This is a genomic window from Kribbella sp. CA-245084, from assembly GCF_050942355.1.
Lineage (GTDB): Bacteria > Actinomycetota > Actinomycetes > Propionibacteriales > Kribbellaceae > Kribbella.
The window spans coordinates 3,923,881-3,938,115 of the sequence record NZ_CP192053.1 but is presented as its reverse complement, the minus strand read 5'-3'; the positions used below and the strand labels follow the sequence as shown (position 1 = coordinate 3,938,115).

Genomic DNA, 14,235 nt, shown 5'->3' with positions numbered 1-14,235 from the left:
TGTTGCCAGACCGACGGATCCAGCCTGAGGTGACCGCGGAGAGACTCTTGATGACGCGCGGCGCGATGAAGCAATGCTTCGACGAACCGGCCGCTAGGGTGAACCATCCGCCCGGCGGCGGTTCGAGTCTGGACGGACAGGTGGATTACGACCGCAGCGCGAGGGTGTGGGGGGCGATCAGAGCCGTTGCCGACGGTGAACACGCTGCCCCGTCGCTCCAGCATGCCGTGTCGGCCTGTGCACAGGCGCTCTCGGCGGCCGGGGCAGGGCTCGCGATGACGCGCGCCGGTGGACTGCTGGAGCCACTGCTCGCCACGGATCCGAAGGTCGGCGAGCTTGACGAGCTGCAGTTCGAGCTGGGCGAAGGACCGAGCGGCGAGGCGATCGCCACCAGTACGCCGGTGTTCGAGCCGGACCTGGCCGGCGTCGCGGCCGGCCGTCGGTGGCCGGTGTTCGCGGTGGCCGGTGCCGATCTCGGGTTCCGCGGCGTCTTTGCCTTTCCAGTGGCTGCCGGAGCTGCCAAGGTGGGCGTACTGACCGTCTATCGGACGCAGCCGGGTCCGCTGTACGGCGACCAGGTGGCCGACGCACTGGTGTTCGCCGATGCCGCCTTCGTGCTCGCGCTGGACCAGCGCCACGGCATCAGCGCGGACCTCGACGAGGTCATCGATGCAGCCTTCACCGCACGGCGGGCCGAGGTGCATCAGGCCGCCGGCCGACTGGCGTCCCAGGAGCGCATCAGCGTGACCGACGCGCTGGCCCGCCTGCGGGCCCATGCTTATGGCAACGGACTGTCGTTGCAGAGCGTCGCGATCGACGTGATGGCAGGCCGCCTCGAGTTGGACAGCGACGTCGACCCGCCGGACCCTGAACCATTCGAACCGAAGGCAAAAGGCCCCGACAACGTCGAGAAGGAACAGGAGGAGGACTGATGACTGCATCTGACCGGAGAGTGCGGGAGGTGTTCATCGAGCTGTCGGACACTCTCGTCGACGACTTCGACATCATCGAGTTCCTGGACCGGCTCGCCGCGCGCTGCAGCGAGCTGCTGGGAGTCTCGGCGTGCGGCATCCTGCTCGCCGACCACCACGGCGCGCTCAACCTGGTCGCGGCGTCCACCGAGCAGGCACGTATGGTCGAACTCGCGCAACTGCAGAGCCTCGAAGGTCCGTGCATGGATGCGTTCACCACGGGGCGTCCGGTGCAGCATCCCGACCTGCGCGACGCCCGTACCCGCTGGCCACGTTTCACCGCGACCGCCATCGAGGGTGGCTACCTGTCGGTGCAGGCACTCCCGATGCGGCTGCGTGACACCGTCCTCGGCGCGGTGAACCTGTTCAGCAAGCACACCGGGCAGCTGGATGCCGACACGATCACCCTTGGGCAAGCGTTGGCGGACGCGGCCACCATCGGCATCGTGCACCAGCGTGCTGTGGCTCGACAGGAGATCGTGACCGAGCAGCTCCAGAACGCTCTGAACAGCCGGATCCTGATCGAGCAGGCAAAGGGGTTCCTCAGCCACAGCCAGGACATCGCCGTCGACGAGGCGTTCGACGTGCTGCGCTCGTACGCGCGAGCCAACAACCGGCGCCTCACCGATGTCGCCGCCGATGTCGTCGAAGGCCGGCTGACCCTGAACAAGTCACCGGACTGAGCTGTGGTGCATTGCTGAGCTGGCCGTTACGCTGAGCAAGCTTGTCAGGCATGCCCGAGACCCCGGCGCTGGACCGAGTCGCGCCACAGGGAGGGGTTGGCCTGGCACGGCCCGTCAGCATCGGGCGCACCCCCCGGGCCGCTGATCGACAAGCGCAGCTCCCGCCGCACTGCGCTTCCTGCAGCGCAGTGCGGCGGGACCTCAGATCCCTACGGCTTGACGGCCCGGGTGGCGAAGTACCCAGGCATGTACCGGGCGGTGGCATCGGCGTGGTGCGGGGCTTCGTCGAAGTGGGTCAGGGTGAAGCCTGCCGCGAGCTGGCCGCCGATCTGCCCGGTGAGTGTGTGGCTGTATTCGATGGGCCCGGTCCCGTACGAGCGCTGCCGCTCGTCGTCGGACAGATCAAGGCTGCTGAACGGGAGCTTGTGGCGCACCACGAGCTCATCCCGCTCGTCCATCGCCGCGGCGTCGAAAATGAAAACGTCAGGGTTGAGGAACCCGGCCATCAAGATCCCGCCCGGGCGCAGCACCCGGAACGACTCCCGCCAGACCGGTGCAAGATCGGGGCAGAACACGTTGGACACCGGGTTGAAGACGACATCGAAGCTGCCATCGGGGAACACACTCAGGTCGCGCATGTCGCCGAGCACCGTACGGATGTCCAGTCCCTCGCGGGTCGCGACCTCCCGGTCGCGGTCCAGCTGCCGCGGCGAGTTGTCCAGCACCGTCACGGCCGCACCCGCCGCCGAGAGCACCGGCCCCTGTTGCCCACCCCCCGAAGCCAGGCACAACACCTCGGCGCCAACCAACTCAGCCGGAAACCAGCCCCGCGGCACCGCCTCGTACCCAATCAGCACGACGGACCAGTCCCCCGCCCGCGCCCGAGCAATCACCTCCGCCCCAGCCGGCCGAGTCCACTCGTTACTACTCTCCACCTCACGATCCCAAGCAGCCCGGTTATAAGCCACAGGATCAAAACTGTCCGCCACAACCGCAAAGCCTAAGGGCCTGGCACAACTACACCCGATACGGGCCAGGCCCAATGCCGTTCAGTCAGCCGAGCCGCCCGCCAGCCACCCCCACGCCACAGTTGGGCAGGATGCGGGATCGGATGGTCTCGCTGCAGCACCGGTCCACGCCAGGATCGACAGCACGCCCTGTGTCCCGCTTCAGCGTTGAGCGGTCAGACGGGATCGGTAAATGAGACTGGCTTGCCGGTGGCGTGAGCGTACGCGATCTCCCGGCTCGTGGACTCGCCGATATACCCGCCGGGATTGACAACCAGAACTCGGTCAGCCAGGTCGATCTTCCGCAGGTGGAGTGCCCCCAGCGCGGTCTTCTGCTCGTCGGTGATCTTCTCGCCCGCCTCGCGATCCCCGGGCCGGCCGAAGACGCCTGGTGCAACGACGATGACACCCGCGAACGTCAGCTCGCGATTCGCCGCAAGCATCTCTTCCATAAACCGAGCAGAACCACAGATACAAACAATCTCAGGTCGATCGGGCACAGCTCAGTCCTTCAGCTCGAACAGCACAACCACCAGCGCGCGCCCTGACAGTACACGGATGCACCGCCGTTGCCCGTCCTGGGAACGCCAAGCACTCGAGGAGGTCCGGCGCATGCCCATGCCGAACCCTTAGCAACACGGCCTGCCAGGCACTGCCCAGTTGATCCGACCAGCCGACCGCCACCGGCATGCCCGGGCCAGCCACGCACCCAACCCACTATTCAGAAGTCCTGGGTCAGTCCGCGTTGCGCCGCCAAGTCGTGCTCGTGGTTGAAGCAGGCCCCGCTCACCGGAACATAGTTGCCGCTGTGAGCAAACTTCTGTCCACAAAGCGCCGGCCCACGCCGGCGCCGAGCCTGCCCAGACACCAACCGGATCCGGTGTCGGGTTCGTCGAATCGTGGGTTCTGGCGATATTTTGCAGCCGCTGTCCACGACTCGGCGTACCGGCCCGGGCCCTTCTCCACGACTCGGCGAACCAGCCGACCGTCCTCGGTCGCGGTGGGTCGATGTCTGCTTTGACACGCCAAGCGGGCGCTGTCAAACTCGCGGTCGATCACCGAGGTCGGCCGCCACTCAGTATCTCTTCTTTCCTCTGCTCTTTCTCTTTGATCTCTTCCTTGCAGGCTCACCCAAGACTTCTGAATAACCCGCTTTCCTTCCTTTGCTTCTCCTTGTTTGTTAGACGCCCATTGTTCGGCCTATTATTTCTTTCATTATTTCGGTGGTGCCGCCGTAGATGGTTTGGATGCGGGTGTCTAGGTAGGCCTTGGCGATGGGGTATTCGGTCATGAAGCCGTAGCCGCCGTGGAGTTGGAGGCAGCGGTCTACGACCTTTTTCTGGAGTTCGGTGGTCCACCATTTCGCCATGGCCGCCTCGGCGACTGTGAGCGTGCCGGCGTTGAGCTCCTGGATGCAGCGGTCGACGAAGACGCGGGCTATCTGGGTTTCGGTGGCGAGCTCCGCGAGGACGAAGCGGCTGTTCTGGAACGAGCCGATCGGGCGACCGAAGGCCTTGCGGTCCTTCACGTAGCGCAGCGTGTCGTCGAGCATGTTCTCGCACGCCGCGGCCGCGACCACGGCAATAGTCAGACGCTCCTGCGGCAGCTTCTCCATCAGGTAGATGAAGCCCTTGCCCTCCTCGCCGAGCAGGTTCTCCACCGGCACCCGTACGTCGTCGAAGAACAGCTCTGCGGTGTCCTGCGCCTTGAGGCCGATCTTGTCCAGGTTCCGCCCGCGCTCGAACCCAGGCATCCCGCGCTCAACCACGATCAGCGAGATCCCCTGCGCACCGGCCGCCGGATCGGTCTTCGCAACCACGATCACCAGGTCGGCGAGAATCCCGTTCGAGATGAACGTCTTCTGCCCATTCAGCACATAGTGATCGCCGTCGCGCCGCGCAGTCGTCTGGATCCCCTGCAGATCACTGCCCGCGCCAGGCTCGGTCATCGCGATCGCGCTGATCGTCTCCCCCGCGCAGAACGAAGGCAGCCAGCGCTCCTTCTGGGAAGGCGTCGCATAGTCGAGCAGGTACGCCGAGTTGATGTCGGTGTGGATCGTGAAGCCGACCCCGCTCGCGCGGACCCGCGTCAGCTCCTCGATCAGCACGGTGTTGAACCGGAAGTCCCGCGCGCCACCGCCGCCGTACTCCTCCGGCATCATGAAGCCGAGCAGGCCCGCCTCCCCGGCTGCGGTCCACAGCTCGCGCGGCACGATCCCGGCGTCCTCCCAACTGTCGTGGTGCGGGACGATCTCCTTCTCGCAGAAGGCGCGAACGCTCTCCCGGAAGGCATCGTGATCGGCGTCGAAGAGCTGACGTTCCACGGGCGGTTTCCTCTCAGTTCTGCACGGCGGTTCTGTACGGCGGCTCAGTTCTGTACGGCGGCGCCGGATTCCAGCAGGTCGTCGATGTCGGTGATGCCCCAGTCGGTCAGGGCCTCGCGGGTGTGCTCCCCCGGCCGCGCGGGCGGTCGGCCCAGGCTGGTCGGCGTACGGTCGAAGCGTGGTGCGGGCGCCGGCTGCCGTACGCCGTGGTGGTCCACAAAGGTGCCTCGGGCAACGAGATGCGGATGGTCGGCGGCGAGCGGCAGGACGGGCGCGACGCAGGCATCGGAGCCGTCGAACACTGCCATCCATTCCGCCTGGGTCCGTTGCCGGAAGGACTCGGCAAAAACCTTGCGCAGCTCAGGCCACTGCGACGGGTCGTTGCGATCGGGCGCGTCGAGGCCGAGCTTGTCGATCAGCTCCGCGTAGAACTGCGGCTCGAGAGCACCGACCGACATGTGCTTCCCGTCGGCTGTCTCGTAGACGTCGTAGAACGGCGCACCTGTGTCGAGCAGGTTCGTCCCCCGATCCTGCCGCCACGACCCGGCCGCGAGCGCACCGAGCAGCATCGTGGTCAAATGCGCCGACCCGTCGACGATCGCCGCATCGACGACCTGGCCCTTACCACTGTGCAGCGCCGCGAGTACGCCGATCACCAAGTAGAGCGATCCGCCCGCGAAGTCGCCGAGCAGGTTAGCGGGCACCTGCGGCGGCCCGCCGGCTCGCCCGATCAGGTGCAGGGCGCCAGACAACCCGAGGTAGTCGATGTCGTGCCCGGCCGTCTGGGCGAGCGGACCGTCCTGCCCCCAGCCGGTCATCCGCCCGTACACCAGCCGCGGGTTGATCGCGTGACACTCCTCCGGCCCGAGCCCGAGCCGCTCGGCAACACCGGGCCGGAACCCTTCGATCAGTACGTCGGCTTGCGCGACCAGCCGCCGTACGACGTCGACCGCGGCGGGCTGCTTCAGGTCGAGGGCGGCACTCCGGCGGCCGCGGTTCAGCAGGTCGAGCTCGGGCGGGCCGAGCGACACGCTGCCGCCGGGGCGATCGATGCGCAGTACGTCGGCGCCGAGCTCGGCCAGCATCATGCACGCGAACGGCGCCGGCCCGATCCCGGCCAGCTCGACCACCTTCACGCCCTCGAGTGGACCCATGGGCGCTATTGTGACAGTCCTACTGTCACAGTCGTCAAGTCAACTTGCGAGTCCCGGCCAGCGCGGTGAGTGGGAGCGCGACCATCAGCGCAAGAATCACCGCCAGCCCGATCGACAGTGTCCGCTCGTCGCCCTCCAGGTGGCCGAGGTGGAAGACCAGGTGCGGCCCGGCGTACGCGAGGTACGCGACCAGCGCGATGACGGTCCAGAAACGATCGAGCCGGATCGCGGCCGCGGCCAGCACGATGCCGAGTCCCAGACTCGCGCCGCCGAAGTCGTGGAACAGATGATCGCTGTACGGCGGCGTCCAGTTCACCGTCGGCACATGGTCGTAGAACGTCTTCGGACCGATCGTCAGCCAGAGCCCCAGCACAAGCTCCATGACGGCGAGGATCCACAGGACAGTACGCACGTAGGTCTTCATCGGAGGTACTCCGCAAAGGTGAGGTGACCGTACGCCAGCCCGTCGACCATCGCATCGCCGTCCGCGAACGCACGGAACGCTTTGCCCGCCAGCCGCAGCGGCACCACCGGACGATGTACTCCGCGAGCCTCCTTCCACACCCGCGCCAACTCGGCCACAGGCAGCCGTTCCGGGCCGCCGATATCAGGGGCACGTCCGTTGACCGGTGATTCGGCAACCAATTCGGTGAGGCGTACGGCGACATCCTCGACGGCGATCGGCTGCAACGAGATTGTCGGTGCGAGCACCGCGGGGAGGAATCGCTGGGCGCTCAGGACTCGGTCGATCAAGTTGTGGAACTGGGTCGCGCGCAGGATCGTGTACGGCAGGCCGGACACTGCAACCAGCCGCTCGGCCTCCAGCTTGTGGCGGTAGTAAGGCATGGGGATGCGGTCGATCCCGGCGATCGACATCACCACGAGATGCTTCGCGCCGGGCGCGGCTGCGAGCAGGTTGCGGGCCTGCTGGATGTCGCGTCGGCCCTGGCTGGTGGCCAGATGCACGATGACGTCCGCTCCCCTGACCGCCGCACTGAGGCCCTCACCCGAGGTGAGATCGGCGACGACGCGATCAGGTCCGGGCTTGCGGCTGAGCACGCGGACCTGGTGATCGGCGGCGCGGAGCCGGGTCACGGTGGGCCGGCCGAGCGTGCCGGTGCCGCCGGTGACGAGGATCGAACTCATGTGGTGTCCCTTCGTGTCACCAGCTCAGATCCGGCAGCCTTCCGATTTGTGACGCGGCGAAGGCGAGCTTGTCCGGATTCAGCACGAAGCGGAGCTCGCCGACGCCGTGCGGCCCGACCTCGACGAAGCAGACCGCCATCAGCCCGTCGGGGCCTTCGGCGACCAGTGCCGGCTCGCCGTTCGCCTCCGCGAAGCGCAGGACGAATCCGGCGCCGAACTTCTGCAGCGTCCCGATCAGGTACCGCGCCACCTGCGTCCGGCCGACGACCGGGTTCCGCGCCGCGATCACCTTGCCGCCGCCGTCCGCGGTGGACACGACATCCTCGGCCAGCAGGCGCTCGAGCTGCTCGATCTCGCCCGACTGCGCCGCCGCCAGGAAGCGGTCGACGAACTCGCGCCAACCGCCGCGGTCGACCGGCTGCCGGCGTGGCGCGTCGGCGACGACCCGCTTGCGGGCGCGAGACAACAGTTGCCTCGCGTTGGCGTCGGTAGTCCCGATCAGCTCCGCCACCTCGCGATGGCTGTACCCGAACGCCTCGTGCAGGACGTACGCCGCACGCTCGGCCGGACTCAGCCGTTCCAGCAACAGAAGCAGCGCGAACGACACCGAGTCCCGCTCGGCAACCACCGCGAGCGTGTCGAACTCGGCCCGCCCTGTCAGGACCGGCTCAGGCAACCACTCCCCGACGTACAGCTCGCGTCGGGCTCGCGCGGACGTGAGCTGCTTGATCGACAGGTTGGTGACGGTCTTCGCGAGATACGCGTCCGGGTCGCGGACCGACGTACGGTCGGTGGCCTCCCAGCGCAGCCAAGCGTCCTGCAGGATCTCCTCGGCGTCGGTCGCCGTCCCGGTCATCCGGTACGCGATCCCGAACAGCCGCCCGCGCAGACGCTCGAAATCATCCATCCCGGAAGGTCTCCGCGGCTCGCTGGATGGTCGTGTAGTAGTCCGCGTCGAGCAGGTCGGCATCCTTGCCGCCCTGGCCGTCGATCAGTTCGCGAATGATGTCCGCATGGCCGGCGTGGTGCGCGGTCTCGTCGACCACGCGCACGAGCAGCGCGCCGAACGTCGTACTGCGGTTGCCCTCGGGCCAGTGCGGCACCTCGGCCGGGTGGTCCAGATCGAGGTCGGCGATCGAGCGGTCGCTGTGCGCGCAGGCCTCGCGGTAGAGACCGGTCAGGTACTCCGTCGACTCGGTCGGCCTGGCCCACATGTCGGCGCCGTCCCAGACCGAACCGTCCGCTTCCCAGGGCAGCTGCTCCGCCGGCGGGCGGCCCACGCTCGTCCCGAGGTAGACGTACTCGATGCCGGCCAGGTGCTTCACCAGTCCGAGCAGGTTGGTGCCGGACGGGACCATCGGACGACGCCGGTCGTACTCGCTCAGCCCTTCGAGCTTGGCCAGCATCAACGCGCGGGTGCCCTGGAGGTAGTCCTGCAGTTCGGTCTTCAAGGGGCTCCTGGTGGGACGAAGGGGGCGGGCGGGGCGCCGTTCTCGATCAGCCGCATGAGCGCGGCGGTGTCGGCGTACTCCTCGATCATGTCGGCGAGGCGGTCGAGCCGCTCGGCGCGCAGGCCGGCGAACGAGACCGAGCCGTCGGGCGCGGGCTTGCCGGTCAGGCTCGCCACCTCGGTGAGGAAGGCGTGCCGCGCGGCGTCGTCGTCGAGCAGACCGTGCCAGATGGTTCCCCAGGTGTTACCCGCCCGGCACCCACCCGGGAACTCCCCGGCGTCGCCGGTCACCGTCGCGACCCCGTGATGGATCTCGTATGCCGTCCGCGTCGGTCGCGCGAGCGTCTTCGTGCGACCGAAGGTGGTTGCTACCGGCAACAGACCGAGGCCGTCTGTTCCCGCGCCGTCCGACCCGGCAACGCCCGACTCGACGCCGTCGGGGTCTGCGATAGTTGTGCCGAGCATTTGGTACCCACCGCAGATGCCGAGCATCGGTCGGCCGGCCGCGGCCCGGGCAACGATCGCGTCCGCGAGGCCGAGCGAGCGGAGCCAGGCCAGGTCGGCGACCGTGGCGCGGGAACCGGGCAGGACGACCAGATCGGCGTCGCGGATCTCCGCGGGGCTGGTGGTGAAGAAGACGCTGTTGGTCGGCTCGACCGCGAGTGCGTCCAGGTCGGTGAAGTTGCTGATGCGCGGGAAGCGCACGACCGCGATTGTCAGCAGGTCGCCCGGCGAGGTGCGTCGTACCGGGATGTCGAGGGCGTCCTCGGAGTCCAGCCACAGCTCGGGCAGCCACGGCAGCACGCCGTACGTCGGGCGGCCGGTGACCGAGGCGAGCATGTCGATGCCGGGCTGCAGGAGCGAGACGTCGCCGCGGAACTTGTTCACCAGGAACCCGCTGATCAGGGCCTGATCGGCCGCGTCGAGCAACGCCACCGTGCCGAACATCGACGCGAACACTCCCCCGCGGTCGATGTCACCGACCACGACGACCGGCGCCTTCGTGTGCTGCGCGAGCCCCATGTTCACGTAGTCGGACTGCCGCAGGTTGATCTCGGTCGGACTGCCCGCACCCTCGCTGATCACCACGTCGTACCTCGACGCGAGATCGTCGTACGCCGCGAACGCCGCCTTGGCGAGCTCGGCCCGCTCGGTCAGGAAGCCCCGCGCGCTCAACTCGCCCCAGGGCTGCCCCATCAGCACGACGTGGCTGCGCCGATCGCTGCCCGGCTTGAGCAGCACCGGGTTCATCGCCGCCTCGGGCTCGGCGCCTGCGGCAACGGCCTGGATCCACTGCGCCCGGCCGATCTCGGTGCCGTCGGCGCAGACCATCGAGTTGTTCGACATGTTCTGCGCCTTGTACGGCGCGACCCGCACGCCCTGCCGGGCCAGCCAACGGCAGATGCCGGTGACCACGGTCGTCTTCCCGGCATCCGACGTCGTACCGGCGATCAGCAGCGAACCCACGCCGTCATCTTAGGGTTCGGGGCGTTCCGTCCGTGGCACCCGCGGCCTCGCCCCCTGGAACCGGGTCGCGCCGCCGGTCGCCGACAGCGGTTTGGCGATGTTCTCCAGCGACTTGCCTTCCGCGTCCACGCCGAACACCCAGGCGATGATCCCGCCGGCCAGCATCACGGCCGCGCCGACGATGTAACCGACCGTCAGCGGCCCGCGAGCCGGGTTGTCGCCCGAGCCGATCAGGGACGCGAACAGGTACGGCGCGATCACACCACCGGTCAGCTGCGAGATCGCGAAGAAGAACGAGATCGCCTGCCCGCGCAGCTCGATCGGGAAGATCTCGCTCACGGTCAGGTACGCCGACGACGCGCCGGCCGACGCGAAGAAGAACACCACGCACCACAGCCCGGTCAGCGATGCCGCGTTCAAGGCGCCCGCGTTGAACAGCAGCGCGGTGAAGAACAGCACGATCGCGGACAGCGTGTAGGTACCGAGGATCATCTTCCGCCGGCCGATCGTGTCGAACAGCCGGCCGAGCAGTAGCGGACCGGCCAGGTTGCCGATCGCGAACGGGAAGAAGTACAGCGCGACGCTCGAGTCGCTCAGACCGAAGTACGACTTCAGCACCAGCGCGTAGGTGAAGAAGATCGCGTTGTAGAGGAACGCCTGGGTGACCATCATCGAGAACCCGAGGAACGAGCGGCTGCGGTAGTCGCGCAGCATCACGCGGGCGATCTCGCGGTACGTCACCGGCGGATAGTCGACCAGCTCGATCGCCTCGTCGTCGCTGACCTCGCGCAGCTCGCCGCCCTGCCGCCGTACCGTCTCCTCGATGTCGTCGACGGTGCGCTCGGCCTCCTCGACCCGTCCGTGCGTCATCAGCCAGCGCGGGCTCTCCGGGATGTGCCGGCGCAGGTAGATGATGATCAGCCCCATCACCGGGCCGATCAGGAAGCACAGCCGCCAGCCCCACTCGATCGGCACGATGTCCGTGTTCAGGAACACCAGCCCGACCGCGGAGCCGATCAGCGCACCGGCCCAGTAGGTGCCGTTGACGCCGATGTCGACGCGGCCGCGGAACCGCGACGGGATCAGCTCGTCGATCGCGGAGTTGATCGCGGCGTACTCACCGCCGATCCCCATACCGGCGATGAACCGGAAGATCAGCAGCGAGGTGAGGTCCCAGGACAGCCCGGCGAGACCGGACGCGAGCAGGTAGACGAGCAGCGTGACGATGAACAGGCTGCGCCGGCCGAGCCGGTCGGTCAACCGGCCGAAGACCAGGGCTCCGACCACCTCACCGCCCAGATAGACCGAGGCCATCAGGCCCACCTGCGACGTGGTCAGGTGCAGGGTCTCCGGCTCCTTCAGCACGTTCCCGACCAGCGACACCAGCTGGATCTCGAGGCCGTCGAGGATCCAGGAGACGCCCAGACCGACGACGATCATCCAGTGGAACCGGGTCCAGGGCAGCCGATCCATCCTGGCCGGTACGAGACTCGGTATCGCTTTTCCCTGCTCCAATGCGTGCTCGCTCATCCCTGCTCCTCCCGGGCCCGTGGTTCGAACACCACCTGCGCCGGTACCCCAGGAGTGACCGGACCCAAACGGTCGGTCACGGTGGCTAGAGTTGCGGGCATGGAGAAAGAGATCAACATCGTGGACGCCAAGGACCACAGTCGGTACGAGGCACACGACGCGGACGGCACCCTGATGGGCTTCGTCGACTACAAGCTGCACCCGGGCGTGATCGCCTTCCTGCACGCCGAGACGCTGCCCGAGTTCCGCGGCCTCGGCGTGGCCGGGCGGATCGCGACGAAGTCCCTCGACGACGCGCGGGCCCTCGGGCTCAGGGTCAAGCCGGCCTGCCCGTTCTACCAGGAGTTCCTTCAGGAGCACCCGGAGTATGCCGACCTCACCAAGCTGCCGGAGGCTCACCAGTGACCGCCCCGGTGATGGGCAAGCTCGACTGGCAGCCCGCGGCCGAGGTGCCTGAGCTGCTCGCTGCGCCGGTTCGCGAGGCGCTGCGGGACGTCACGGCGTACGCGGCGGCGATCGACGCGGAGCTGGCCGACACCGCGGCGTTCTGCGCGGAGTACGACGTACCGATGGAGGCGTCGGCGAACTGCGTGATCGTGCTCGGCAAGCGGGCCGGCGAGGAGTCGTACGCCGCGGTGCTCGTGCTGGCGACCGACCGCGCCGACGTGAACGGTGTGATCCGCAAGCACCTCGGCGTGCGGAAGATCTCGTTCGCCGCGCAGCACGACGCGGTCAGCACGACCAGCATGGAGTACGGCGGGATCACGCCGGTGGGATTGCCCGCGGACTGGCCGGTGCTGGTCGACGAGGCGGTCGTGAACGCCGGGCTGGTGGTGATCGGCAGCGGGATCCGCGGGTCGAAGCTGCTGCTCGACGGCGCCGAGCTGGCGAAGTTGCCGACAGCAACTGTGCTGGACCTGGCGCAGCACTAGAACGATGGAGCAGCCCGACTGGCCCGCGGAGTACGCCGAACTGACGGCGGCGGACCAGCGCGCCCCCCTGCCGCCGGCGGAGCTCGAGCGGCTCGCGGTCGCCGCGTTCGTCCTCGGTCACGACGACGAGGTGGCGGCGTACCGCGAGCGGGCGGTCGAGGCACATCTCGCCCACGGCGATACCGATGCGGCGATCCGGAGCGGGTTCTGGCTCGGGTTCCACCTGCAGCAGCGCGGTGATCTCTCCCGCGCGGCCGGCTGGCAGGCCCGGATCACCCGCCTGGTGCCGGAGGGAAACGTCGAGCTGGCCGGGCGGCTCGCGATGGGCGAGGCCGCGCTGAAGATGAACTCCGGTGATGCGGCCGCTGCGTTGCCTTTGTTCGAGCAGAGCCAGCGGTGGGCGACCGAGCCGGACGCGATGGTGCTGGCCGCGCTCGGTCGCGGGAACTGCCTCTCCATGCTGGGTCGCGGAGCCGAGGCACTCCTCGCCCTCGACGAGGCGATGGTGCACGTCACCGGCGGCCGGATCGGCCCCGAGGTCACCGGGATGGCGTACTGCGCGGTGATCGCCCTGTGCCTCAACATGTACGACATCCGCCGCGCCCAGGAGTGGACGCGCGCTCTCACCGGCTGGTGTGACTCGCAGCCCGGCCTGGTCCCCTACCGTGGCGCCTGCCTGGTGCACCGGGCCCAGATCCTCCAGTTCCGCGGTGCCTGGGCCGAGGCGGCCGATGCGGCCGAGGACGCCTGCCGCCGGCTGTCGGCGGGAACGGTCGGATCGGCGTGGTACCGCCTGGCGGAGGTGGAGCGCCAACGCGGCAACTTCGACGCTGCCGAGCACGCGTACCAGCTGGCTGCCGGCGACGGGATGGACGTGCAGCCAGGTCTGGCCCGGCTGCGAGCCGCGCAGGGCCGGTTCGACGTGGCGATCGCGGGGCTCGAGCGTGCGCTGGCCGAGAACCCGTTCTCGCCGAATCGCCCGATGCTGCTCGCGGCCCGGGTCGAGCTGGCGATCGAATGCGCCGATCGCGAGACCGCACGCAAGGCGGCGGCCGAGTTGAACGAGTTCGCCCCGGCGGAATCGCCGTACCTGCAGGCGTTGGCTGCGTACTCCGAGGGCGCGGTGCGGATCGCGTGCGGAGATCCGCAGGGCGCGATCCCGCCGTTGCGGCGGGCATGGACGCTGTGGCAGCGGCTGGAGATGCCGTACGAAGGCGCCCGCACGCGGCGGCTGGTCGCGGACGCCTGCCGGCAGCTCGGAGACACCGACGCGGAGCAGATGGAGCTGGACGGCGCCCGAGCCGTCTTCGAGCGCCTCGGCGCCGACGGCGACCTGACGATGGCCGATCAGTCAGATGGCAACGGGCTGAGTCCGCGGGAACTGGAAGTCCTGCGGTTGCTCGCGACAGGCGCGACGAATCGGATGATGGCGGATCGGCTGTTCCTGAGCGAACGAACGGTTGCTCGGCACGTCAGCAACATCTTCGGGAAGCTCGATGTCTCCAGCCGAGCCGCAGCAACCGCCTACGCCTACCAACATGGGTTGACTGGGTAGAAATGACCAGTCACATG

15 protein-coding genes are annotated in these 14,235 nt (G+C 68.3%); 5 read left to right on the top strand and 10 right to left on the bottom strand.

Translation table 11 applies throughout. The annotated features are described in order from the left end of the window. Positions 1-29: 29 nt before the first annotated feature. The gene (locus ACQPYH_RS18905; protein ID WP_432893009.1) at positions 30-932 is read left to right on the top strand and encodes a GAF and ANTAR domain-containing protein; all 903 of its coding nucleotides are present in this window, start codon (positions 30-32) and stop codon (positions 930-932) included. After that, entirely contained in the window at positions 932-1,654 is a 723-nt protein-coding gene (locus ACQPYH_RS18900) for a GAF and ANTAR domain-containing protein (protein ID WP_432893007.1), read from the top strand. Before ACQPYH_RS18905 ends, ACQPYH_RS18900 begins: the two co-directional genes overlap by 1 nt. Before the next feature lie 209 nt (positions 1,655-1,863). Here ACQPYH_RS18900 and ACQPYH_RS18895 read toward each other — a convergent pair whose 3' ends face one another. The 10 genes from ACQPYH_RS18895 to ACQPYH_RS18850 form a co-directional block, all read right to left on the bottom strand. Continuing rightward, positions 1,864-2,589: a class I SAM-dependent methyltransferase gene (locus tag ACQPYH_RS18895; protein ID WP_432893005.1), complete on the bottom strand. Its 726-nt coding sequence runs from the start codon at positions 2,587-2,589 to the stop codon at positions 1,864-1,866. Between the two features lie 248 nt (positions 2,590-2,837). Beyond that, on the bottom strand, positions 2,838-3,113 hold the full coding sequence (locus ACQPYH_RS18890) for a hypothetical protein (protein ID WP_432893003.1): 276 nt from the start codon (positions 3,111-3,113) through the stop codon (positions 2,838-2,840). A 728-nt stretch (positions 3,114-3,841) separates the two neighbouring features. Then, positions 3,842-4,984 carry an acyl-CoA dehydrogenase family protein gene (locus ACQPYH_RS18885; RefSeq protein ID WP_432893001.1) on the bottom strand — a complete coding sequence of 381 codons (1,143 nt, stop codon included), beginning with the start codon at positions 4,982-4,984 and terminating at the stop codon, positions 3,842-3,844. Positions 4,985-5,028: 44 nt separating this feature from the next. After that, positions 5,029-6,138: a CaiB/BaiF CoA transferase family protein gene (locus ACQPYH_RS18880; protein ID WP_432892999.1), complete on the bottom strand. Its 1,110-nt coding sequence runs from the start codon at positions 6,136-6,138 to the stop codon at positions 5,029-5,031. A gap of 34 nt (positions 6,139-6,172) precedes the next feature. Continuing rightward, on the bottom strand, positions 6,173-6,562 hold the full coding sequence (locus ACQPYH_RS18875; RefSeq protein WP_432892997.1) for a hypothetical protein: 390 nt from the start codon (positions 6,560-6,562) through the stop codon (positions 6,173-6,175). Continuing rightward, the gene (locus tag ACQPYH_RS18870; protein WP_432892995.1) at positions 6,559-7,284 is read right to left on the bottom strand and encodes an SDR family oxidoreductase; all 726 of its coding nucleotides are present in this window, start codon (positions 7,282-7,284) and stop codon (positions 6,559-6,561) included. Before ACQPYH_RS18870 ends, ACQPYH_RS18875 begins: the two co-directional genes overlap by 4 nt. 16 nt (positions 7,285-7,300) lie before the next feature. Further along, the gene (locus tag ACQPYH_RS18865) at positions 7,301-8,191 is read right to left on the bottom strand and encodes an RNA polymerase sigma-70 factor (protein WP_432892993.1); all 891 of its coding nucleotides are present in this window, start codon (positions 8,189-8,191) and stop codon (positions 7,301-7,303) included. Beyond that, positions 8,184-8,735 (bottom strand): DinB family protein, encoded by a 552-nt coding sequence (locus ACQPYH_RS18860; RefSeq protein WP_432892991.1) that lies wholly within the window; start codon positions 8,733-8,735, stop codon positions 8,184-8,186. The genes ACQPYH_RS18865 and ACQPYH_RS18860 overlap by 8 nt, the downstream gene beginning before the upstream one ends. After that, positions 8,732-10,201: a cobyric acid synthase gene (locus tag ACQPYH_RS18855; RefSeq protein WP_432892989.1), complete on the bottom strand. Its 1,470-nt coding sequence runs from the start codon at positions 10,199-10,201 to the stop codon at positions 8,732-8,734. The genes ACQPYH_RS18860 and ACQPYH_RS18855 overlap by 4 nt, the downstream gene beginning before the upstream one ends. A 9-nt stretch (positions 10,202-10,210) precedes the next feature. After that, positions 10,211-11,731 carry an MFS transporter gene (locus ACQPYH_RS18850; RefSeq protein WP_432892987.1) on the bottom strand — a complete coding sequence of 507 codons (1,521 nt, stop codon included), beginning with the start codon at positions 11,729-11,731 and terminating at the stop codon, positions 10,211-10,213. A gap of 99 nt (positions 11,732-11,830) precedes the next feature. Here ACQPYH_RS18850 and ACQPYH_RS18845 point away from each other — a divergent pair, with 99 nt between their 5' ends. The 3 genes from ACQPYH_RS18845 to ACQPYH_RS18835 are packed head-to-tail and all read left to right on the top strand — an operon-like array spanning position 11,831 to position 14,218. Then, the gene (locus ACQPYH_RS18845; protein WP_432892985.1) at positions 11,831-12,136 is read left to right on the top strand and encodes a GNAT family N-acetyltransferase; all 306 of its coding nucleotides are present in this window, start codon (positions 11,831-11,833) and stop codon (positions 12,134-12,136) included. After that, positions 12,133-12,663 carry a YbaK/EbsC family protein gene (locus tag ACQPYH_RS18840; RefSeq protein WP_432892983.1) on the top strand — a complete coding sequence of 177 codons (531 nt, stop codon included), beginning with the start codon at positions 12,133-12,135 and terminating at the stop codon, positions 12,661-12,663. Before ACQPYH_RS18845 ends, ACQPYH_RS18840 begins: the two co-directional genes overlap by 4 nt. Positions 12,664-12,667: 4 nt before the next feature. Continuing rightward, positions 12,668-14,218, top strand: coding sequence for a LuxR C-terminal-related transcriptional regulator (locus ACQPYH_RS18835; protein WP_432892981.1), 1,551 nt, complete (start codon positions 12,668-12,670; stop codon positions 14,216-14,218). Positions 14,219-14,235 lie beyond the last annotated feature (17 nt).

Bases quoted from the DNA above. Each gene is read 5' to 3' on its own strand.
- ACQPYH_RS18880 (WP_432892999.1), bottom strand. From the start codon at position 6,138: ATGGGTCCACTCGAGGGCGTGAAGGTGGTCGAGCTGGCCGGGATCGGG.
- ACQPYH_RS18870 (WP_432892995.1), bottom strand. From the start codon at position 7,284: ATGAGTTCGATCCTCGTCACCGGCGGCACCGGCACGCTCGGCCGGCCC.
- ACQPYH_RS18890 (WP_432893003.1), bottom strand. From the start codon at position 3,113: ATGGAAGAGATGCTTGCGGCGAATCGCGAGCTGACGTTCGCGGGTGTC.
- ACQPYH_RS18850 (WP_432892987.1), bottom strand. From the start codon at position 11,731: ATGAGCGAGCACGCATTGGAGCAGGGAAAAGCGATACCGAGTCTCGTA.
- ACQPYH_RS18845 (WP_432892985.1), top strand. From the start codon at position 11,831: ATGGAGAAAGAGATCAACATCGTGGACGCCAAGGACCACAGTCGGTAC.
- ACQPYH_RS18900 (WP_432893007.1), top strand. From the start codon at position 932: ATGACTGCATCTGACCGGAGAGTGCGGGAGGTGTTCATCGAGCTGTCG.
- ACQPYH_RS18875 (WP_432892997.1), bottom strand. From the start codon at position 6,562: ATGAAGACCTACGTGCGTACTGTCCTGTGGATCCTCGCCGTCATGGAG.
- ACQPYH_RS18835 (WP_432892981.1), top strand. From the start codon at position 12,668: ATGGAGCAGCCCGACTGGCCCGCGGAGTACGCCGAACTGACGGCGGCG.
- ACQPYH_RS18865 (WP_432892993.1), bottom strand. From the start codon at position 8,191: ATGGATGATTTCGAGCGTCTGCGCGGGCGGCTGTTCGGGATCGCGTAC.